A 22,744-nucleotide genomic window follows, 5' to 3' on the forward strand; every position below is an offset into this window, starting at 1 on the left:
GGTGTCCTAACCGCCCTGTCTGTTGCTATAATTATAGAAATTTGGGATTTTGAACTTGAGTTTTTAGCTTGTTGACTTGTGATAGTTTTTGCACTAGCACACTAAAGAATTAGATAACTACGCCAAATTGGGTGAGTATTTTGACTATTTTTCTCTGGAAGCAGCAACCTCCAACTTTTACCTTCTTTCTGAATTTGCAAATACACCTCAAAGGGTTTTTGCGCTTGGGTAAAGCTGCGTTTTGGTAATTTGACTATGAGATTATAGGTTCCCCGCACACGGTAAGCGGGTAAATTTTCAATCGTCAGGGGTTGTTGTTGAGTAACTGAAAGTCCCTGAATATCAAATGATTGGAAGTCTAAATCTAGCTTTTGGCTAAGTTGCTGTTGGGTTTGTTCTACTTGGAGTGCGATCGCTTTCTGAACTAAATCATAAGTCGGTAGCAGTGCAATACTACTACATGAAGTTAAAAAAACTAAAATCACTGTTACAAAAAACCGCACCATATGCTTCTAATAATTGTGAAATTTGATGATTAAAGATGATGAAATTACTGGCTAAACAAAGCCCAAGCCAAAAACCTTTCGGTGTAATATAAAGCTAATTGATTACTAACACCATTAAAAATCGCATCAAAAGAGTGTTCAGCCCAAGGAATTTCTATAAAAACCGCAGTATTACCAGAGTTATGTAAACGCTCATACATTTGTCTACCAAATCTCGCTTCTACTAAATGATCACGACCACCATAAATTAATAAAGTTGGTGGTAAAGGACGAGTAACGTAATTTATCGGTGAAGCCATTTTATACTGTTGAGGAAATTCTGATAAAGAGCCACCAATAAATGCTTTTAAAACTGCGCGACTGTTAATAGGATCAGGACTTGGTGGTGATTTATATCCTTCAGTTAAGTCAATAGGTCCGTAATAGTTTACCACAGCTAAAATAGTTGGTGCATCTGGTTGATAAGCCGCCAACATCGCTAAGTGCGCTCCCGAAGAACGTCCTAATAATATCATGCGTTCTACATCTGCTTCATATTCAGCAGCGTGTTTGCGAATAAAATTTAGGGCTGTATTTATATCATCTAATTGAGCCGGAAATGTATATTTGGGTGCGTGTCGATAATCAATAGCAAATACTGTATATCCACGACTGGCAATATATTGATTAAATTCAGAATTTGCATGAGGATTACCATATTCCCAAGCTCCACCATAAATGACTACTAGCGCTGGATATTTCCCCACTGCTTGAGGTTGATAAACTTCCATTTGTAAAGCCACTCCTGCCGGATTAGCAAAAACAATCCCGGTTTGATGACGAGTTTTACCTAATGGAATCCCTCGAAAAGTATTAATTAAACTAAAAGGACTAGGTTGCATCTTGGTGCTGACTTGGATGGGAATTTTGTCTAGATAATTTGTACCTAAGCCTTGTTTCATCCCTTGCTCTATTTGCATTTGAGTTGTTGTAATATTCACTAGCACTAATGCACAAAATAACAATCCTATGCAGCTAAAAATGTATGCCAGACGCTGTATTTTACGCTGACGAATCCAAAAAAAAGAAACAAATAAAGAAAGTACATTTAATATCAACAACCAAGGACTAATTTCTGGCGCTCCTACTGCCAGTTTAAGTAAAAACATATTTGGAGCAGGAATAACAATCCAAGCACTGAGGAATAGACTAATTAAACTTAGTAAGAATGCGAACGATAAAAACAATATTTTGCTTTGATAGAACATTGAAGATAAACCAATTTAGTCTATTTTATACTATTTTGGATAGTGTGATTCTTACTGATAGACATTGTCAATGTGAAAGGAATCGAAATATCTACAAACTCAGTTTTTTATTTTTTATTTTTTATACTGTACTAATTATGCTCTCAATGAGTATTATTTTTAACGCCATATAATTAAATTTTCAACCACATCAAAATACGGAAAGTATTAAATAGCAATAAATACCAGCCATAATGCCAATTACTTACTCAAAATCAAGCACTTCTATAACCAAAGAAAGATAATTAAATTGGTTAAAAAAGTTATGTTTACATCTAAAGTAATCTGAGCATAAAAGATAATGTATAAGTTTTGCCAAAAAACTCACAATAAAATTTTAACAAGGATTAATAAAATTCCATTTGTACGAGATCAAGGTGAAATAGCCTATCAAAAAGCGGTAAAAAAACATATTATCTATCTGCCGCATCTTTCCCAAAGTGATTTTTATTTACTCAATAGAATCAAAGAGGAGGGAGTTGTAATTACAACATTAGAAGAATTAGGGATTCCATCTAGCTATCAATTACTAGATGCAGCTAAAAATATCATACCCAAAATAAGAACAAGTATTGATAGTCAGCAAGAAGAAATTGTTGTTCATGCTACTTCTCAGCAAATAATGGAATATCCAGAAATATTTTTGTGGGGATTAGAACAACGTTTACTCAACATTATTGAGAATTATTTTGGATTTCCAGTAGCCTATCATGGTGTATATTTTCGTAGAGATATCAGCAATCAATTAGAAAAAGGTTCAAGATTATGGCATATAGATAGAGAAGCTCAAAGAGTAATGAAAATCATTATTTATTTGAATGATATTGATGAGAACCACGGACCATTTCAATATATTTCTCAGTCTTTAACTTCAGATATAGCTCATTCTTTAAAATATGTATCTGGCTACATTAGTGACAAAATCATGCAAGAGTTTACATCTTCTGAAAATTATAAATCATGTCTTGGTTCTATAGGTACAGTGGTATTCGCTGCTACAGATCGTATATTTCATCGTGGGAAAATACCCATAAAATCAGATAGATTCGCTCTCTTTTTTGATTATACACCCCGCAGTAAAAAGCATTCATTTTATAGTAGTTCATCTTTGCCCTATGAAGACTTAATATTATTAGCAGAAAATTTTGCAAAATCACAAAAAGAACATATTGTATGGTAATGTAAATTATAGAGTTTCTCGATTAAATAAAATACATCACTTGACTTTTTTATTTTAAATTCATGGCAACTGTATTTTACATAATTGCCGTTATATCACCATGTAGAGATTAGTAAATATCTCTACAAGATGACTTATTTAAATGCTAATTACTATAGAATTAGTCGGCTTTACTAAAAACGCGATAATACAACCAATTACTAAATTCCTTGATGGGAAATAGCAAATATGTCAGCGGGTTGATTGTGACAATAATATTTCTAAAATCACGATTGGCTAAAAACAAAATCCCTCGCGCTACTTGAGATGCTGACATCACACCATAAGGATTTAGTTGACTCTTAAATGGTCCCAAGATTAACTTACGAATTACACACACTTGATCTAGCCGCTTGAGAGTAATCATATCCCCCAAAGCTCTTTTACTGAGTTCATAGAGAGGACTTAAAGCTGGGGAAACCTCCGCTTCCGAAGTGTTAACCCAAATTTCTTTAGTGGCTTTAGCAAATGGACCTGTAACAGTTGCAGAAAATATATCTATCAACCGCAACGCCGAAAAGGTATTGACTTCATAGGAATTTTGAATTGCTGCTGATGTGCGATCGCTATAAACATTCACGCCATGATTGATAATGAGAATATCCACTTTCTCTAATCTGGCTTGTAGTTCCGCTTCATTACCCAATTCCCAAGCCAGCACCTTCACCCCAGCTTGCGGCTGTATTTTATCGGGATTGGTGCTTAATGCCACAACTGTAGCATTATGCTTCAGCAATTGAGCCACCAATGCTTGTCCTAACGCACCAGACGCACCTGTTAAAGCCACGGTTTTACCTTTGACAGAAAGTCCTGTTCCCAAAATTTTATCCACTAAAGGAAAGACACCACTGTAATAAGCGTTAACATCATCAAAATGATGTCGCCAATGATAAGTTCTATTTACCCACCAAACGGAAGGAATTGTCTGTAAAGGTCCAGGTAGGTGGTTGTAGTCTGTATCAATTGTCCCTTGGAAATACCGCCCAGATGCACCATATAAAAAAGTTACAGCATAGACGACTCCTAACCATAACCCCCATTGCTGGGCGAATAAAGCCAGTACTGTTAATATCAATACCAAGAGACTCGACTCTAATATGTCATGGTAAAGTTGAGAATCTAAATAAGCTTTTTGGGAAACTAACGATAAATCCCGACGATAAGCCGCATGGTGCTTATTATGCCATTTAGCCAGCCAAGTTACCTGGTGACACAAAGCATGGTAGCTGTCCCTCAATATTTCTGCGAGTAATAGGGAGAATAACCCCCAAGCCGCAAACTGTAAGCAGCTATTTACTAAAATCCAATCAATTGTTAAGCTTTCAGCCAGTTTCATCACGTTTTTGTTGACACGATTTATTCTTAATTATTCTTCATAATAGATAATAGGTAAAACGTAATGGGTAATTTTTTTTCTCATACCTAATTTTTAGAATTTTTAAATGTGCTTATTCTCTAGCAAGCGCATTTTAGTTTAAATAAAATTGCTTAAACGCTTTTAATAAATTACAGGCAAAAGATAATATCAAGTTATCACACCATATTATGACATTATTTAATCCAGAAGATTGCTTAATTTTAGTAGTCGATGACGTAAAACTAAATTTGCAAGTTATAGCCAATATATTAGATCAAGTTGGCTATGAATATACCTTAGTATCCAATGGTTCTCAAGCTTTAGAACGTGTCAAATCTGCTCATCCAGACTTAATTTTATTAGACTTAATGATGCCAGAAATGGATGGTTTGGAGGTATGTGAACAAATTCAAAGTAATCCCGAATTATCAGAAATTCCGATTATTTTTATTTCTGCTAGTAAAGAACAAGATCATTTACTACAAGCTTTTGAAAAGGGAGCAGTTGATTACATGGTCAAACCTTTTCATACAGCGGAACTTCTAGCTCGTGTCAGAATGCATTTAGAACTAAAATATTCAAGACAAAAATTAAAAAAATTATTACATGAACAAGGGGAATTAGTCAAAAAATTAGAAAAATTAGCCAACACAGATCCATTAACTGAAATTTGGAACCGTCGTTATCTTTTAATGATAGCAGAACAAGAAATCAAGCGTAGTCAGAGATATTATTTGCCTTTTTCTGTCCTTTTAATAGATATTGACTATTTCAAACGAATTAACGATACATTTGGACACAGTATAGGAGATGAAGTAATTATATTCATGACTAAAACTGTGTTTAGTTGTTTGCGTCAAGTAGATTCTTTTGGGAGATTTGGAGGGGAAGAATTTGTTGTATTACTACCAGAAACAGATATTCATGGAGCCATAATAGTTGCTGAACGTATCCGAGAAAATATTAACAATCAATATATTTTTGTTGGAGAAAAAAAAGTATCAATTACGGTTAGTATTGGTATAGCCAGCTATAACTCGACTGACAAGACTATTGATACTATCATTCAACGAGCTGATAAAGCACTTTATCAAGCCAAAAATCAAGGACGCAACCGGGTAATTGCTGATAATTAAGGGTTACTAAAAATTATGGTTCTAGCGTTTATGTAAAACAACAGTTTTAAATCAATTTTTTTAAATCAAAGTTTCTAGTGATTGTCGTATAGATGGAAACTGGTCAATTATTAAAGGTAGTTGATCCATATTAAACGCATCTAAATTACTGTGTAAATAATTAGCATAATCCACTAATAACTGACAATTATACTCTTCTCCCCATGCTTTCAATCGCTGACCAAAATGCTTGATTTGACGCATTTTAAGAGTTTTGCGTAAAGTAGTCCAGACCATTTCTTCTTCTTGTTTTAATTTGATTAATAATTCTGGTAAATTCGTCGGAGATGTTAATAATTTATGAGTATTAATATTGGTTTGAAAGTTATCTAATTGATTCTGGCTTTCAACTGGAATCACCGATTGTAAATGTTTCTTAAGTTCTGTGACAAGTTGGCTGCGACTAATAGGTTTGGATAAAAATCCCTGACAGATTTGCTCAAGTTCATCCTGTTCTTGGGTTTGAGATGAAGCCGAAACAATTATTATAGGAATAGCTTGCGTTGCTTCATCCTGTTTAAGATATTGTGCTGTTTCCTTTCCGTCCATATGTGTCATTTTTAGATCCAACAAAATCAAATCAGGACGGTGTAATTGAACTAAATTAATAGCTTGTTGTCCTGCTTCTGCAACCAGAAGAAAATGGTGAGTTTTATCAAAATATCCCTTAATTAATTCCCGATTTGAATCTACATCATCTACAACTAAAATTGTACTAGGTGTAAATTGGTTCAAATTATCATCTTGAGACGATTCTGCCACTATTTGTTTCAATTCAATTGCAGGTGAAACTGCTGGAAAAACGAAAGTGAAAGTACTACCTATGCCCAATTCACTTTGGAGTGTCACCATTCCACCCATCATATTAATTAATCGTTGAGTAATTGCTAGTCCTAAACCTGTACCTCCATATTTGCGGTTGCTTTGTCCAACACTTTGAACAAAAGCCTCAAAAATACTTTCTTGTTGATTACGGGCAATACCAATCCCTGTATCTTCAACAGCAATTTCTAACCAGATTTTTTCTTCATTATTTGTAGAATAGGGATGAGCGCGAATTAATATTTGAATGTGTCCTTGTTTAGTAAACTTCAAAGCATTGCCGACAACATTAAAAAGAATTTGGCGCAAACGAATTTCATCAATATAAATAGCTGGAGGTAATGTGTCCTCAATTGTTGAGTAAAGAGTTAAATTTTTTGAAGTTGCAGTTGGGTTAAATATTTGTAATATCTCTTGAATTAAAGTACGTAAATCAATAGGCTCATAGTGGAGTTCAAGCTTACCAGCTTCAATTTTAGAAAGGTCAAGAATATCATTAATTAATGCCAGTAGAGTTCTTCCACTGGTAGTAATGGCTTGAACATAAGAGGCTATATTAGGTTCTGTGACAGCAGATTTTAATAAGTCTGCAAAACCCAAAATAGCATTCATCGGAGTACGAATTTCGTGACTCATATTAGCAAGAAATTCACTTTTAGCTTGGTTAGCGCTTTGTGCTTGTTGAGTTGCTTCCTCCAATGCCAAGTTTTTCAGCTTCAGTTCTTCTTCAGCTTGTTTGCGAGCCGTTATATCCATAACAGTTCCAAAGTAGCGAATAATCTCACCTGCTTCATTGGATAAAGCCACTGCTTGGCCAGATACCCAAATTACCTCGCCATTAGGCTTACAGAAACGATATTCCATTGAAAAGGAATACCTTTGTTGAATAGCATTATTCCATTCAGTTAAAATGTTTTTTTGGTCATCAGGATGAAGTGCTTGAATCCAGCCCCTACCTAGAGAATCTAGCATCGACATTCCTGTCAATTCTGAGTAACGAGGATTAATATACGAGCAGTTACCTTGGTTGTCAGTTTGAAAAATGCCCACAGGTGCATGAGTGACTAAAATCCTATAGCGTTTCTCACTTTCTCTCAGTGCTGATTCGGCTTGTTTGCGTTCGGCTTCAAGCCGTGCTTTTTCGCTCACATCATCGAGAACATAAGAAAAACGAGGACGGTTATTAGCAAGGCCAATGTAACAAACTGTAGCAGACAGCCATTTCATTGTCCCATCTGTGATGTGTTGATATTCAAACCGAACTGGTTGACCGGTGCGTTGACTTTCTTGATAGTGAGTTATCCAAACACGAATATATTCTTGAGGTGTACCCATGTGACTGGCAAGTTGATTTTGTATTGCCTCTGGGGTAGTGCCAAAAAATTGAGCAGAGGCATAGTTATCAGATAGATGTAATATGTCATCATCTAGTAGTTCCACCACACCCATCATCATTGGTGCTGAATCATAAAAACTCCGTACTGTTGCTTCTCTTTCTCTGAGTGCGGCTTCTGTTTGTTGAGAGTAAAGTAACTCTTGTTGCAAACGTTGATTGGCAGCTTGGAGTTCACCAGTTCTTTCTGCTACCTTAGCTTCAAGTTCTATATTTGCTTTTTGAACTTGTTCTAATAAAGTTCCTTGTTGAATAGCATTGGCTACTTGTATTGATAGGTGTTCTAGAAACTCTACTTCATCAGGTTGCCAATGACGTACATTGTTACAGCTATGGGCAATCAGCAATCCCCAAGGTGAATCATCTAATATAATTGGGACTAATAAATAGGCTTTGACTTGAAACTGGGTTAAGAATTCAATGTAACAAGGACTCAAGTTGGCTTGATGAATATCAGCAATAGCTTTAGAACAGAAGTGTGGATTTGAGTTTAGCCAATTTGTCTGGCGGCACTCATCTTTAATCATCCATTCTAAAATTGACCATTGGGGAGTCTTGACTGATTCCACTGTTACTTTTCCACCGCAGTCAGGGTAAAAGCGATAAATAACTACACGCTCAACCTGTAGCAATTCTCGGATTTCTGTGACGGTTGTTTGGAGAATTTTTTCTAAACTTAAAGAAGCACGAATGCGAAAAGCGATATCAGCTAAAAGTTGTTTTTGTTGAGTCTGCTTTTGTAGTTTGACTTGATGCTGGCAAACTTGTGTTTTGAGATCAGAATTAAGGCGTTTGAGTAAATTAAGTTTTTCATTTTCTAGTTTCTGCACTTGTTCTTGTAATACGGCAATAACTTGGTGCAGTTCCTTGACATCTACAGATTCTAAAATGCCTGTTTGGGTTAAAATTCCTACCAAATAACCTTCGTCATTAGCAACAACAAACCGCCGGATTTTTTGCTCCTGCATTGCTTGATGAGTGTCCCAAAGGGAATCATTAGGATTCACTAATAATAGAGGGGAACTCATTACCTGTTCAGCTGGTAATTTGCTCAAGTTCAACTCTTGGATTTGGAATTTAACAATATCTCGTTCTGTGATGATACCTAAGGGTTGAATTTTTATGGGTGCAATTAAATTGCCAATGACAATACAACTGACATGATGAGATGACATCAGTTGTGCTAGTTCTAAAACTGTAGTTTGAGGATCTGCATGAATGACATTTTCTGTCATTACCTCTCTGACATACCGACACTTGAGTAAATTTGCAGGTTGCAACATAGCCCGAATGCTATTCTGTGTTACTAATCCCACTAGTTGTCCCTGTTCGTTGAGAACTGGTAAATGACGAATGTGATGTTTTTGGAGTAATTCTATCATTTTGATTGGCTCTTGTGCTTGCCATTCTTCACAGGTAATCAACTCCTTTGTCATGACTTCCGCAACTTTGGTTGTTCTCAAATTGCGCTCTTGTGCAGCTAGTTTCACTAAATCTCGCTCTGTTAGTAAACCAACTAATTGCTGGTTATCTAAGACAACAATGCAACTCCTACAAAGGGAATCTGAGTCAGAGAAAGTTTTCCCGATTTGACTAATTATTTGTACTGCTTCCAGTAGAGATGCATCTGGATTGACAACAACAAACTGACGTTGAATGCAATCATTAGTGAGATTATGGGGTGAAGGTGTTGCAGATTCCATAATCAACTGATGAGCTTATTAAGAGAACTGTTGAGCATAATACCGGGCATATCTTCCTTCTAAACCTAATAATTGTGCATGATTTCCTGATTCAACAATTTGCCCTTTTTCTAAAACTAAAATGCGATCGCACTTTCTGATTGTAGATAACCTGTGAGCTATAATTAATACTGTGCGATTTGCCATCAATCTTTCTAAAGCTTCTTGTACTAAAGCTTCTGATTCTGAATCTAAGGCAGATGTTGCTTCATCTAGTATCAATATTTGCGGGTTTAATAGTACTGCACGTGCGATCGCAATTCGCTGTCTTTGTCCACCAGATAAATTTACACCCCGCTCACCTACCCAAGTATTATAACCTTCTGGTAGTTGCATAATAAATTGATGAGCATTAGCAATTTTCGCTGCTTCTTCAACGGTGCTAAGTTCAAAAGCTTTTTGTCCGAAAGCGATATTTTGGGCAATTGTTCCCGAAAACAGGATAGTTTCTTGGGGAACTATGCCAATTTGTTTTCTTAAACTATTTAAGGTGACATCTTGAATATTGACATCATCTATGAAAATTCCCCCAACTTCAGGATCATAAAATCGGGGTAAAAGATTGACAAAGGTGGTTTTACCAGCACCAGAAGCACCGACTAGAGCGATCGCTTGACCTGGCATTACTAATAAATTAATATTATTTAATACAGGTTCATCAATTTTATAAGCAAAAGTTACATCCCGATATTCAACTTTACCATTTACAGCCGGAAGACTAATTGCATTTGGTTTTTCTAATACCGTTGGTTGAATTGCTAACAATTCAAGAACTCGATCAACAGATGCTTCACCTTGTTTGAATTCGTTATAGTTATTAGTAGTGTGTCCAATGGGATCAATTAATAAAGCTGCTGCTGCTAAATAACTAAAAAATTCTCCTACTGTTAAATTATTTTGAGAAATTTGCCAAGTTCCTACCATCAGTAAAGATAAAGCACTCAATGCTTCTAAAAATCCCACAATGGGAATTTGAATTGCTTTTAACCTTTCTGTTGAATATTTAGCCCTCAAACTGCGTTCTGCTTCATGACTAAATCTAGCAATTTCATAGTCTTCTGCCGCAAAAGCTTGAATTAAGCGAATACCGCTAAATACTTCTGTGAGAATAGCTGATAAATCAGAAACTCGATTTTGACTTCTTAAAGAATATTTCCGTAAACGTTCTCCAAACCAACCAATTAATATTCCCATAATTGGGGCAACAATCACTGTAGCTAGAGTCAGTTGCCAATTCAAGTAAATCATGTAAATGGGAATTGCTACCAATTGCAAAATGCAAGGAACAAAATCATGAAAAACCTTATTAATGACTTCCCCAACTCTGTCAACATCTTCGGTGAGACGATAAGATAAGTCACCAGCTTTTGCAGTTTCAAAATAGCTGAGATTTAGCTTTTGCAAATGTGTATAAACCTGTTGACGGAGATGAAAAGCAACTCTTAAAGCTGCGCGTGCCATGTATAAATCTTGCATGGACTGAAAAAAGCCACGCACCAGGAATACTAAAGCACAGACTCCGGCTAATTGAGCGATCGCTATAATGTTACCCTGTCCAAAGGGAACTGCCAATTTACCCGCTAAATTAATCAGCGTTAAGGTAGCCAGTACATATCCTAAAATACCCACAAATCCCTTAGCGACAGTTTCCCATTGGGTGCGGATATAGGGTAACAGTAACCAATAATTAGAACGTGTTTTCAAGTCGTAACTTCCAAAAAAATATTTTCCTTGTTTGAAGCTACCATATCAGGAATTAAGAGTCAGAAGTCAGGGTAATAAGAGTAATTACTAATTAATCAACTGTGTATTCTTGTTCTAATCCGCATCCCTCTATCACTTCCCACCGCAATAACCTTGGTAACTGTGTTACATCCAAGGCATAGTTTAAAGTCCACAGTACAATCTCAAAAACTAATAAGTTCCGTACCCACACTAAATCCGTTTCTGAAGCCAAAAGATTTAAACCCTCATACAACTGCCAAATCCGATAAGGCAAATATATGTAAGGAACCATTACCCAAACTACGGTTTGAAACCGTCTGAGTGTGAGGATTTCTGAGAATATTTGCAACCCTAGCATCACAAAATACCAAGCCAGCAGGGTTAAAACTAAAGTATATCCCCAGAGAACACCCCACAACAGCATGACTATGAGTGGTAAGACTATTCCCCCCAGTTGTATTGTCCCAAACCAGATTTTAAACCATCCTGGCAAAGGTTCCGGCAGGGTGTAAGGCTTTGCGTGTTTCCACGCAGCATCTACCATGACAAAAAAAGATGTAGCTACTAGGAAAAAAAAGAGATTTTCCAGGAACAAATCAAGATTAATGTTGGAAGTCATGATGAAATTATCAACTGCTGCTGTGATGAATTCATTGTTCTAAAGTATGATTTTTATCGACCTAACCAAGTTTTGATCACATCTAACAAACTAGAACCACCCCACATCAAAGCAAACAGAATTGAGGTAGTTAAAATTGCTCCCATCACACATAGAACTAAACCACCTAAACTAATCGCACCATCATCTTCTGATAAACCAAAGGCTGTGACGAAAACGCCCATAGCTGGTAGAGTATTGGTTCCGGGGATGGGAATCATCATCGAAATAGCCATGAGAGCGATCGCAATTCCAATAGTTACTCTTCCTGGTAATGTAGTACAGATATAGGATAATCGAGGACGTGCGATCGCTTCAATTCTTTGCAACCAAGGTAGTCCAGCTTTCAAAAATCCCTGAACCGTAGATAGTTGCAGAGGATGATTCAGCATCTTTTGAGGTAGCCAAGGAGTTTTTGCACCTGCAATTAACTGTATCGCTAACAGAAAAATTAGCACACCAAAAGGAGTTGAGTAACCAGGTGCAGGAACTGGTAAAGCCGAAGGTAGAGACAAAACCACTAGCAAAAATCCAAAAACTCTTTCTTCAGCTAATAGTAAAATATCTGCAAAAGTGACTTTTTCCTGTCTTTCTTCTGCAAAAAAATAGCGTTGTAATTCCTGAGATAGTTTAGCCATATTTCTTCTAAAATGCTTTTATTGATCAACTTCAAAACAAAAAAATACTTGAATTTAAAAATCAGAAATAGTCTATTTAATCATTTATTCGCTTGATTTTCTTTAATTACGTGGATTAGAGAAGGCAGTAAAGAAACAATAATAATTAAACCAATGATTGGTAATAAATACTTATCTAATTGTTCTGCTGGTAGAGTTTTTCCTAAAAAGAAACCTAAGAGAGTAATTCCAAAAGTCCAAGCAAAACCACCAAGTAAATTGTAAGACATAAAGGTGCGATAATGCATAGCACCAATACCTGCGACAATGGGGGCAAAGGTACGGACAATTGGCATAAATCTGGCTAAAACAATCGTTTTTTTGCCATGTTTTTCATAAAAATCTTGAGTTTTAGTAACGTGTTTTTTATGAAAAAGCCAAGAATCTTCTTTATCAAATAATTTTCTGCCAAATTTATGCCCAGTAAAGTAGCCGACATTATCACCCAACACTGCACAAACAAACGCACCGAAAATCAGCACCCAAATATTCAGCAATTGTTGAGAAGCAACAAATCCTGCGGTGAATAGTAAACTATCACCAGGGAGAAAAAACCCAATCAGTAAGCCAGATTCCGCAAAGATAATTCCCCATACCCCAAAATAACCCAGTGATTTAATTAATTCTGGTAAATCAAAATGCATGAAATCTAACCTGCTCAAGAAGTTGCATCCAACATCTTAACGTTCAAAATTTTCAGAAAATAAAAAATAATATTAAAATTATATAAAGTTATTTTAGATTTAGTAGATATTGGTTTATGGGAGTAAGATGCAAAGATATTTGAAAGTACTAAGTTTATTCTGGAGTACTGCTATTGCCGCAGAAATGGAATATCGCCTTAATTTCATCTTAGCCGCCCTTAGCAGCCTAGGCAATCTCGCGGGCAGTGTTTTTGGCTTATTCTTGTTTTACCGTAACGGCTATACTTTTACTGGTTGGTCATGGGAAGCAGCTTTGATAGTCTTGGGAATTTTTACATTACTCCAAGGTTTTTCTGCGACTTTCCTAGCTCCCAACTTAAATAACATTGTCCGTCATGTCCAGGAAGGTACATTAGACTTTGTCTTATTAAAACCTATCCGCAGTCAGTTTTGGCTTTCCACTCACACCCTATCACCGTGGGGACTACCAGATTTAATCTTTGGCTGTATCATTATTGGCTATGCAGGTAAACGCCTCGGTTTAGGAATCGACAAGTACCTGAGTAGTATATTGCCGTTATTTTGCAGTTTAGTGATTCTCTACAGCTTGTGGTTTATGCTGGGAGCAACTACGATCTGGTTTGTTAAACTATACAATGTGACTGAAGTTTTACGGGGTTTTTTGGAAGCTGGTAGGTATCCAATCGTAGCTTATCCCGCTGCTTATCGCGTTTTCTTTACCTTTGTTGTGCCAGTAGCATTTTTAACAACAGTTCCTGCACAAGCGATGTTAGGTCAAAGTGAATTTACCTGGTTGATAGGTGCAGTAGTTTTAGCTGTGGTGTTATTTTGGATTTCCGCTTGGTTTTGGCGGTTTGCGTTACGGTTTTATACTAGTGCTTCGAGTTAATTATGAATTACGTATCCCTGGAGCCGTAGGCTCTATTACGAATTACGAATACGGTTCTGTTAATTCTTCTTGTTCCCCAAGTAAAAATAATCATATGCAACATGAAATAATTGCAGGAAATGCTCAACCTACCTCCAAATTCTTCGCTCTATTAATAGGGATTGATGTTTATCTACCGAACAGATTACCTGATGGTTCTTACTACGGCAGTCTTCAGGGATGCTCGCGCGATATTAACCATGTAGAATCTTTTCTGAAAAATACCCTGCAAATACCAGAATCACAGATTTTTAAATTAACGGCTTCTCACTCGGATACTCCCAATCAGCTAAAAGAGCCTGCGGAAGAGTTACCAACCTATGAGAATATTATCGCCCAATTTCAGAGACTCACTGATTTGGCTCAATCTCAAGACCAAGTATACATTCACTATTCTGGTCACGGTGGACGTGCTGCAACAATTTATCCAGAACTTAAAGGAAAATACGGTTTTGATGAGAGCCTTGTACCCACGAATATTGGCAACTCAGAAGCTCGCTATATCCGTGACTTAGAATTAGCAAAAATCCTCCAAAATATGGTAGATGAAGGGCTAGTTGTCACAATAGTGTTAGATAGTTGTCATTCTGGAGGTGCAACAAGGGGAGGAGTAGATGCTGTTGGGATTCGCGGTTTGAGCAGTAATGTGATAGATACAACACCACGACCCCAAGATAGCCTAGTTGCATCTACTGAAGAATTAGTGCAGCATTGGCAAAACTTAACACAAGGACAAGCAAAGGCTCGTAATTTGACAGCTACCAGTGGTTGGTTACCCGAACCTCAAGGTTATGTTTTATTGGCTGCTTGTCGGGATAATGAGTATGCTTATGAGTATTCTTTCAATGGTACAGAACGCAACGGTGCATTGACCTATTGGCTATTGGACTCTCTGCAAAAACTAGGAAATGAAGTTACTTACAAGGTACTACATTCACGTATCTTGGCAAAAGTCAACAGTCAGTTTAAACAGCAAACACCTATGTTGCAAGGTGAGGGTGATCGCATTCTTTTCAGTGGTCAATCAACGGTTTCTCCGTCTGCTGTGATTGTTAAGAAAGTAGATGTAGCAAAGAATCGGGTGCTGTTGCAAGCAGGGGAAGCACAAGGTTTGCGTAGGGGTGTAGAGTTTGCTATCTACGAATTAGGCACAGCGGATTTAACCCAGACTCACAAGCGAGTTGCCCTGGCTAAAATTGTAGAATTGGATGCTGAAGAATCCTGGGCGGAAATTACTCAACTTCTAGTAAAACAAGAGGTGATTCGTACACCTATTCAGCCAGTACCTACTCTTAAAGAAGGAATGATTCAAGATGGCACTTATGCCTTACAACTCAGTCCTAGTGTAAAGCTTGTCCGCAAGGTATGCCTGTTAACCTCTACCGATAATCAACTGAGTTCAGGTATAAATATTACAGAAGCCTTAACAGCAGTCACAGCCGCAAAAGCAAGAGTAGAAGGCAATAGCTGGGTAGAATTTTTGTCTCTTGATGAACCTAATGAAGAACCTGTCAGCTACCAGGTATCTGTGAATGCACAAGGTGAGTATGAAATCCTTGATGCTGGGGGAGAATTAATTAATTTGCGATCCTCATTACCAGTAAGTATGCCAAATGCTGCCAGCAGTTTAGTCAATCGCTTGGTACATTTGGCTAAATATCAAGCTACTTTAGAGTTAGATAATAACGATCCTTTGTCTTCTTTAGCAGGCAAGTTACAAATTGAGTTATGCCAACCTGGAGAAAATCGGAATGAATTATTACCATTGAATACTTCTGGTAACTATCCAATCCTGAATGTGGGTGAATACGTTATCTTACGTATCCGTAATCAGTCTTTCCAGGTTTTCAATATTACCACCTTGGCAATTCAGCCAGATTGGAGTATTTCCCAGCTACACCCTAAAGGTGCTGCTAACTTTGAACCTTTAGATCCGGGAATGGAGACATTTGTTCGCATCCATACTAGCCTTCCAGACGGGTATCAAGAAGGTGTTGATGTTATCAAAGTGTTTGCAACTGTGGGTGCAACTAATTTCCGTTATCTAGAACTACCAGCTTTAGACCAACCCCGTAGAGGAACACAAAACTTGAGAGCAAACAACCCTCTGGAAGAATTATTGGCGGCTGTAGCTAGTGAACAAGCCCCAAATCGAAATTTGAGTGCGGCAGCTTATCCCAGTGATAATTGGACAATGGAGCAGGTGCATATTGTTGTAAGGTTGGTATAACATGATCAGATAATATTCATCTTCCATCACTCCAGACAGAGAAAAAATATAAATACTCAAATTGTGCATAAGAAACAGTCAAACCAATGAACTTATTCATATTAGTAATTGGTAACTTATTTATTCGATACTAGGATATTCTTTGCAGAGAAAATATATGTCTAATCTTCCTTCAGAGCTACTGATCCGATTAAAAAATATTCTAGTACAGTGCGAACAATTTGAAAGCGATTACAGACTAATGTATTTTTTTAAAACCGGGGAATCTCTGTCACCTTGGTATTTGAACATTCCCCAGGCAAATAGCCTTGAGAGCAGGGTAGACAATGTAATTGCCTTTTTACTTGATAAACATCTGAGAGGCACCCAAGAGAACGCCCTTGTCCTACTCTTACGTTCACTAAGTAATTCAATAAATCAGCAAGATGAACGCCATGAAAAACTGACAGATTTAGCAGTTGAATTGAAAACTACCCTTGGAAGTTCAATACATACTGCCTTAAAATCTATCTTATTGTTAGCTGCGAATCCCAAAAATACGCCAAGCTTACGTTTGCAAGAAGAAGAACGAGAAATTAGAAAATGTTTGCGTAATGGTCAAGTCCTCAATACAAGTCCGGCGACCCAAGCAAGAGATATTCAAAAGTTGATGCTGTCTTTTCAGCCACAGATTGTGCATTTTAGCGGTCATGGAGCAGGAGAAAAGGGATTGGTTTTTGAAGATGTTTCAGGAGAAAAAACAATAATTAGTTCTGAAGCACTAGCAAATATGCTTGAATCGCATTCAAGAACAGTGAAATGTGTTGTTCTCAATGGTTGCTACTCAAAATTTCAGGCCGAGGCGATTGCTCAACATATTGATTTTGTCATTGGTATGAGTCAAGATATTGGAGATCGTGCAGCCATTGCGTTTTCTGTCGGTTTTTATACTGCTTTAGGATTTGATAGAGATATTGAAGAATCTTATAAACAAGGTTGTAAACAAATTGAAATAGACTATCCTACAGAACACTCAATCCCAGTTATCTTTAAAAAAAAACAATAAAAGCAAATCACGAGGAATACTTTAGTCAAGCACAACTTTATATCTTCAATAGTTATCGTAGATGCTTAGAAATTGACGATGTTTGTCGTGACATTCTAAAAGAATTAAGGAAGGACTTAGAATTGTCTTCTAAAGTGAGCGATGAAATTGATCAGGAAATTATAGGATACTGTTTTTATTGGGAACAGCAACTAAGTAAATATAAAGAACAGTTATTAAGGATTATTGAGGAAGAGAAAGTATTTACTCAGAATGCACGAAAAAAGATGAAAGATTGGCAAGAACATCTAAAATTAGATGCTGATATATGCGAAATTTTTTATATTAATTTTGCTAACGAACTATATAAAAAGAACCAGATCAACCTGGCTCTTTTAATGTTTGATGAAGTTATTAATATGCAGAACAGCCTTGTCCCTATTGCTTATGAAACAAAGGGATATATTCTTTACCTTGAAGGAGAAAAGGATAAAGGTATTAATGAAATCAAGAATGCATTAAGATGTTATAATGAGTTAAATTCCAATACTAAAAAAGCTGAAGAACTAGATAAAATACTTCGAGAACTTAAACCGGTTAACCATTTTTTAGATAATTTGTTTAGATCGCTATTTATATGGAAATAAATCGATCTCTGCTGTGACTGTGACTTAAAGGAAAAGTGAGCTTTTCGCTCAAGATATGCTTCAAACATTGTGGTTCATTTTATGTTTCAGAAATGTAGTCAAAGCAGAAAACTAATCATTTCTATGTAATACAGGGTAAAGTTAATAACCTAATTGTGTATTATGTATATTATGTGTCTTATAAGGAAAGATTGTTGTACCGAATAATCGCTCAATGTGCCGTTAGTTGTAGTTGGGAACACAATTGGTAAAGTTCTTCTACTATGTCTTGGAGGAGTAGTATTGTTTTCTAGCTTCTTCAATAAATGTAATATCAATAACAGCGAATGCAGTCTTCGTTATCCGTTCATCTCCCACCAAAGATACCAGCCAGTTAGTTTTTTTAGCTTCTTCTATCGCTTGAGAACGAATATTTTTAAGTTCTAACTGCACTTGTAACGTCAATGCTTCAACTACTGCTTTTTTCGCTTGTTCACGTATAGTATCTTCTAGAGAATTTTTTAACTCCTTTTGAACCTTTCTCCCGACAAATTGCACAATATTATTTCCCTCAACCTTAATTTTGCGTCTGGCGTTAGGAGCCTCAGGGGAATTTGTAAATAACAGGGAAAATAACGCAATAGCACAAATATAAGTTTTACAGGATTTGGGTCCCACCCAACAGGCTATTTGTAGAAATAGGATGAATCCTAAACCTACAACCCCAGCTTCGACAGATTTATCCTTCTCGTTGTCTGACATACCCTTATTTCAGTTATTTCTGAGAATTATGACACTTTTCTAAATCCATCGATTTTGAACCAGTAGCGAAAGTTCCCCACAACGTTACCATCGACAGGGTTAAGAAAGCGTCATAGCAAACCTCTAATGCTTATAATTGCTTAGGTTCTGCTGTAATGATGTATTGAGGGAATAAACCACCCAAAAAACTCAAGAGACAATGTTTTTTAGAGATTGTTAGCTTTTCCCCTACTGTTAATCAACCCCACACCCTTTTTAAATTTCCTGTAAAATCAACATTTGAAGACAGTGCAACAGGAGAAAACAGGCGTGCCTACACTCGGTGTAAATATTGACCATATCGCAACTATTCGTCAAGCCAGACGGACTGTAGAACCTGATCCTGTAGCGGCTGCGGTATTAGCAGAATTAGCAGGTGCAGATGGAATTACCGTACATTTACGGGAAGATAGAAGACATATTCAAGACAGAGATGTGCGAATTTTAAGGCAAACAGTGCGATCGCACTTAAACTTAGAAATGGCGGCAACCGATGAAATGTTAGCGATCGCTCTCGACATCAAACCCGATTATGTCACCTTAGTACCCGAAAAACGCGAAGAAGTCACCACAGAAGGCGGTTTGGATATTGTCGGGCAAATTGCTAGAATAGGTGAGATAGTTGATAAACTGCAAAATGCTGGCATTCCCGTGAGTCTGTTTATTGATGCCGAATCAGCACAAATTGAAGCTTCTGTCAAGGTGCAAGCTAAGTTTATTGAACTGCACACTGGACAGTATGCAGAGGCTAAAGATGAAACAACACGCCAGCGGGAATTAGCTGTATTGGCTCAAGGCTGTGAAAAAGCGATTAAAGCTGGGTTGCGAGTAAATGCTGGACACGGACTCACATACTGGAATGTTTACCCTGTGGCGGCGCTTCCAGGCATGGAAGAACTAAACATTGGTCATACTATTATCAGTCGAGCAGCTTTAGTAGGTATAGAAAGAGCCGTCCGCGAAATGAAACAAGCAATCAGGGGAATAGGGAATAGGGAATAGGGAATATTTATCTTTCTTCTGCCCTCTGCCTCCTGCCCTCTGCCCTCTGCCTCCTGCCCCCTGCCTCCTGCCCCCTGCCCCCTGCCTCCTGCCCCCTGCCCCCTGCCTCTTTACACTAGAGGGGAAGTTGGCTGCGTAATCCTGAAAAATTAGAGTCACATTTGTAAATTCAGACTTCTATGACCTCCACACAGTCTAACAACCTGCCCCTTTGGGTACAGGATCGGGATACAGTGATTGCATACAGTAATCATGCAGAATGGCGTTATCAGACACTACCGGACTATAGCCGTTCCAAAGAAAATCTGGCTAAAGAAAGTACCTGTAATCACCTTGAAGGTACACTAGAAGCGATCGTCCAAAACTTGGTCAGAACCTTTGAGATGGAGGTATCTTTTAAAACTAACCCTCAACAATGGTTATCTGTAGTCAATGATCAGTTTCGTGTCAGTACCAATGGCGGAAAAGAATACACAGCCGCAGATTTATCTGCCCAAGGTACTTACAATCTCTTTATGGCTGATTCCGAACATTACAAAGCTTCTGAAGAAAGTTTTGAATCATCAGCTAAACTGTTTCACAGTACATTTCCCCAAGGTTTTCCGTGGGAAGTCCTGGAAGTTTATTCTGGTCCACCTAATGTTACATTCAAGTGGAGACACTGGGGACATTTTCAAGGTGCATACAAAGACTTTGCACCAACTGGGGAGACAGTAGAAATTATTGGTATGAGTGTAGCTCATGTAACCGATGATTTAAAGGTTCTTTCCTTAGAACACTATTTTGACAACAACCTGTTTTTAGAAAAGCTGACAGCAGGTGGTAAACAGGTAAATAGTGAAAACAAGGGTGGTGCTTGTCCCTTCAGTTCTTGGTTTAAGGGATTCAAGAAAAGTTAACTGATTAGGGTACAGTAAGACTCCTGTACCCTATAAATTATTAAATAGTAACCAAGGAATGAAGATGCAAACATACTATTACGTTTTGGCTAGTCAACACTTTCTGCTCGAAGAAGAACCAATACACGAAGTTTTGAAGGAACGCACCCGTCATTACCACGAACAAGAAAAGCAAATTGATTTTTGGTTAGTCAAACAACCAGCTTTTTTAGAAGCACCTGAACTGGCAAAAATAAAAGCAAGTTGTCCTAAGCCTTATGCAGCAATTATTTCCACCAACTCCCAATTTATTACTTGGTTGAAATTGCGGTTAGAATATGTGATTACTGGGGAATTTCAAGCCCCTTCAGCAACAATCCCTGATGCTTTAGCTTCGTTGACTACAGTTTCATAATATACTATTATGTTCTGGGCAATTACGTAAATAGAGGAGATCAATTAAAAATACTCATTTAATTGGTCTTCTACCGCTAATGCAAATCTAGAATATTCAACCCAGACAGAAAAGATGTTTGTGATTGGGAAGTTCGCTAAAAAACAGAGATTTTGATAAATTTTGATAAATAAGTACCTGAGCAAAATTAATTTAACATTTTTGGAACCAACAAAAATCTCTGTATTCCTTATCTGTTCACTGTTCCCTGTTCCCTATTCCCTCTCCCAAATATAAAATTTATTTTGCACGACTACTTATTTTGAGTTTGAGAACCTACAATTTTATGTGTATACAGATTGTGAAAAAATTTCCGACTTGCCCTAGAATTTTATTATTAGCGATCGCTACGCTCACCGCAGGCATCGCGCCCTTCATTGGTAGCATGAATCCAGTTGCTGCTCAACAAACTCTTCCTACTTGTCAACCTCCTAGTGCAGGAGAATATCTTTTATTAGTAGTTAGTCCCACAACTAATAGTCAAAAGCAGTTACGTAGCGCCTTACCATCTGATCTCAAGACAGTTACTTGCAAATATCTTAACGAAACAGTCACGCGGATTGGTGGGTTTAACAAAATTGATGATGCTAACCGCTGGGCTAAATATGTGAATAATATTGTGGGATTGTCTGCCATTATTACCACTAGACCAACAACACCAACAATATCAACAGCAACAATACCAACAGCAAAAATATCAACAGCAACAATACCATCTCAAACAGTCAACTATATCCCCAAAGTCTTAGGAGATGGTTTTGCTGTACTGGTAGATTATTTCAACCGCCCAGAAATGGCAAGTAGTGTGCAGAAAACAGTAGGAGGTAACGTAGGTCTTGTTTCCTATGGACAGCGTCCTTACTTGTTAGCGGTTTATACGACCAACCAACAAGAAGCATACAGGACATTACAAAAACTGAGCGAAAATGGTTTTTTTGCCCTCTTAGCAGATGGAAAAAAAGTGATGTTGCTGCGGTCAGTAGTAAGTGTCAAATAATCAGTTGACCAATGACCAATGAGCAATGACCAATGAGCAATGAGCAATGACCAATGACCAATGACCAATGACCAATGACCAATGACCAATAATTAATAAGCAGTCCTAGCCAACCAATAAATAGTTATACCCAAAGCAGAACCAGCTATGACTTGAACGGGAGTATGTCCAAGTAGTTCCTTGAGCCTGTCTTGGCTAAAATCTGGTTTTTCCTCAAATAACTCATCAATCATTTGATTGAGTATTCGAGCTTGCTTACCGGCAGCTTGACGAACTCCAGCTGCGTCATACATGACAATGATGGCAAAAACAGTAGCTAAGGCAAATTCAGGAGATGCCCAACCGATAGTGTGACCAACACCAGCTGCTAGGGCTGTCACCAAAGCTGAATGGGCGCTGGGCATTCCGCCGGTTGTCACTAAAACACGCACATTCAGTTTGCGATTTTTGACTAACTCAACAATGAGTTTTAATGCTTGAGCAACAAAACAAGCTACAAGAGCAACCAGCAGCACCCGGTTGTTGAAAATGTCGCCTATGTCCTGCATGGTATTTTGGTTAGGTGATTAAATGATGAGC

The 22,744-nt window shown here is 37.4% G+C and carries 20 protein-coding genes; 10 read left to right on the top strand and 10 right to left on the bottom strand.

Annotation, left to right across the window (positions count from 1 at the left end):
- Positions 1-101: 101 nt before the first annotated feature.
- Together ANA7108_RS0121455 and ANA7108_RS0121460 are read right to left on the bottom strand one after the other, a co-directional pair.
- On the bottom strand, positions 102-506 hold the full coding sequence (locus tag ANA7108_RS0121455) for a hypothetical protein (protein ID WP_016952884.1): 405 nt from the start codon (positions 504-506) through the stop codon (positions 102-104).
- 44 nt (positions 507-550) lie between these two features.
- On the bottom strand, positions 551-1,753 hold the full coding sequence (locus tag ANA7108_RS0121460) for an alpha/beta hydrolase (protein ID WP_016952885.1): 1,203 nt from the start codon (positions 1,751-1,753) through the stop codon (positions 551-553).
- Positions 1,754-2,093: 340 nt separating this feature from the next.
- Here ANA7108_RS0121460 and ANA7108_RS0121465 point away from each other — a divergent pair, with 340 nt between their 5' ends.
- Positions 2,094-2,972, top strand: coding sequence for a hypothetical protein (locus ANA7108_RS0121465; RefSeq protein WP_016952886.1), 879 nt, complete (start codon positions 2,094-2,096; stop codon positions 2,970-2,972).
- A gap of 160 nt (positions 2,973-3,132) precedes the next feature.
- Here the strand turns inward: ANA7108_RS0121465 and ANA7108_RS0121470 are convergent, their stop codons facing one another.
- Positions 3,133-4,347 carry a bifunctional sterol desaturase/short chain dehydrogenase gene (locus ANA7108_RS0121470; protein ID WP_016952887.1) on the bottom strand — a complete coding sequence of 405 codons (1,215 nt, stop codon included), beginning with the start codon at positions 4,345-4,347 and terminating at the stop codon, positions 3,133-3,135.
- A 209-nt stretch (positions 4,348-4,556) separates the two neighbouring features.
- Between ANA7108_RS0121470 and ANA7108_RS0121475 the strand changes: the two genes are divergently transcribed.
- Complete coding sequence (locus ANA7108_RS0121475) at positions 4,557-5,504, top strand: diguanylate cyclase (protein ID WP_016952888.1); 948 nt, start codon at positions 4,557-4,559, stop codon at positions 5,502-5,504.
- Between the two features lie 60 nt (positions 5,505-5,564).
- Here ANA7108_RS0121475 and ANA7108_RS28300 read toward each other — a convergent pair whose 3' ends face one another.
- From ANA7108_RS28300 to ANA7108_RS0121500, 5 genes are all read right to left on the bottom strand, one after another.
- A complete protein-coding gene (locus ANA7108_RS28300) occupies positions 5,565-9,461 on the bottom strand; it encodes a CBS domain-containing protein (protein WP_016952889.1) in 3,897 nt (1,298 codons plus the stop codon).
- 18 nt (positions 9,462-9,479) lie between these two features.
- Positions 9,480-11,204, bottom strand: a complete 1,725-nt coding sequence (locus tag ANA7108_RS0121485; RefSeq protein ID WP_016952890.1) for an ABC transporter ATP-binding protein — start codon at positions 11,202-11,204, stop codon at positions 9,480-9,482.
- Positions 11,205-11,295: 91 nt separating this feature from the next.
- Entirely contained in the window at positions 11,296-11,844 is a 549-nt protein-coding gene (locus ANA7108_RS0121490) for a hypothetical protein (RefSeq protein WP_016952891.1), read from the bottom strand.
- A gap of 53 nt (positions 11,845-11,897) precedes the next feature.
- Entirely contained in the window at positions 11,898-12,521 is a 624-nt protein-coding gene (locus ANA7108_RS0121495; RefSeq protein ID WP_016952892.1) for an exopolysaccharide biosynthesis protein, read from the bottom strand.
- Positions 12,522-12,601: 80 nt separating this feature from the next.
- A complete protein-coding gene (locus ANA7108_RS0121500; RefSeq protein ID WP_016952893.1) occupies positions 12,602-13,204 on the bottom strand; it encodes a DedA family protein in 603 nt (200 codons plus the stop codon).
- A gap of 127 nt (positions 13,205-13,331) precedes the next feature.
- On the opposite strand from ANA7108_RS0121500, the gene ANA7108_RS0121505 reads away from it, so the two are divergent.
- The 4 genes from ANA7108_RS0121505 (at position 13,332) to ANA7108_RS0121520 (ending at position 18,054) form a co-directional block, all read left to right on the top strand.
- Positions 13,332-14,114, top strand: coding sequence for an ABC transporter permease (locus ANA7108_RS0121505; RefSeq protein ID WP_016952894.1), 783 nt, complete (start codon positions 13,332-13,334; stop codon positions 14,112-14,114).
- Entirely contained in the window at positions 14,101-16,383 is a 2,283-nt protein-coding gene (locus tag ANA7108_RS0121510; RefSeq protein ID WP_237741536.1) for a caspase family protein, read from the top strand. The genes ANA7108_RS0121505 and ANA7108_RS0121510 overlap by 14 nt, the downstream gene beginning before the upstream one ends.
- Positions 16,384-16,540: 157 nt before the next feature.
- Positions 16,541-17,428: a CHAT domain-containing protein gene (locus ANA7108_RS28305; RefSeq protein WP_016952896.1), complete on the top strand. Its 888-nt coding sequence runs from the start codon at positions 16,541-16,543 to the stop codon at positions 17,426-17,428.
- Positions 17,429-17,550: 122 nt separating this feature from the next.
- Positions 17,551-18,054, top strand: coding sequence for a hypothetical protein (locus ANA7108_RS0121520; RefSeq protein WP_144052411.1), 504 nt, complete (start codon positions 17,551-17,553; stop codon positions 18,052-18,054).
- Positions 18,055-18,315: 261 nt separating this feature from the next.
- Here the strand turns inward: ANA7108_RS0121520 and ANA7108_RS0121525 are convergent, their stop codons facing one another.
- Positions 18,316-18,795 (bottom strand): hypothetical protein, encoded by a 480-nt coding sequence (locus ANA7108_RS0121525; protein ID WP_016952898.1) that lies wholly within the window; start codon positions 18,793-18,795, stop codon positions 18,316-18,318.
- Positions 18,796-19,104: 309 nt separating this feature from the next.
- Here ANA7108_RS0121525 and ANA7108_RS0121530 point away from each other — a divergent pair, with 309 nt between their 5' ends.
- The 4 genes from ANA7108_RS0121530 (at position 19,105) to ANA7108_RS0121545 (ending at position 22,165) form a co-directional block, all read left to right on the top strand.
- On the top strand, positions 19,105-19,836 hold the full coding sequence (locus ANA7108_RS0121530) for a pyridoxine 5'-phosphate synthase (RefSeq protein WP_016952899.1): 732 nt from the start codon (positions 19,105-19,107) through the stop codon (positions 19,834-19,836).
- Positions 19,837-20,015: 179 nt separating this feature from the next.
- Positions 20,016-20,735 carry a hypothetical protein gene (locus ANA7108_RS0121535; RefSeq protein WP_016952900.1) on the top strand — a complete coding sequence of 240 codons (720 nt, stop codon included), beginning with the start codon at positions 20,016-20,018 and terminating at the stop codon, positions 20,733-20,735.
- 64 nt (positions 20,736-20,799) lie between these two features.
- Positions 20,800-21,129, top strand: a complete 330-nt coding sequence (locus tag ANA7108_RS0121540) for an MgPME-cyclase complex family protein (protein ID WP_016952901.1) — start codon at positions 20,800-20,802, stop codon at positions 21,127-21,129.
- A 325-nt stretch (positions 21,130-21,454) separates the two neighbouring features.
- Positions 21,455-22,165 (top strand): hypothetical protein, encoded by a 711-nt coding sequence (locus ANA7108_RS0121545; RefSeq protein WP_026104369.1) that lies wholly within the window; start codon positions 21,455-21,457, stop codon positions 22,163-22,165.
- A gap of 92 nt (positions 22,166-22,257) precedes the next feature.
- Here ANA7108_RS0121545 and ANA7108_RS0121550 read toward each other — a convergent pair whose 3' ends face one another.
- Positions 22,258-22,713, bottom strand: coding sequence for a divergent PAP2 family protein (locus ANA7108_RS0121550; RefSeq protein WP_026104370.1), 456 nt, complete (start codon positions 22,711-22,713; stop codon positions 22,258-22,260).
- Between the last annotated feature and the right edge of the window lie 31 nt (positions 22,714-22,744).

It is taken from the genome of Anabaena sp. PCC 7108 (assembly GCF_000332135.1).
In the GTDB taxonomy this organism is placed as follows: domain Bacteria; phylum Cyanobacteriota; class Cyanobacteriia; order Cyanobacteriales; family Nostocaceae; genus Anabaena.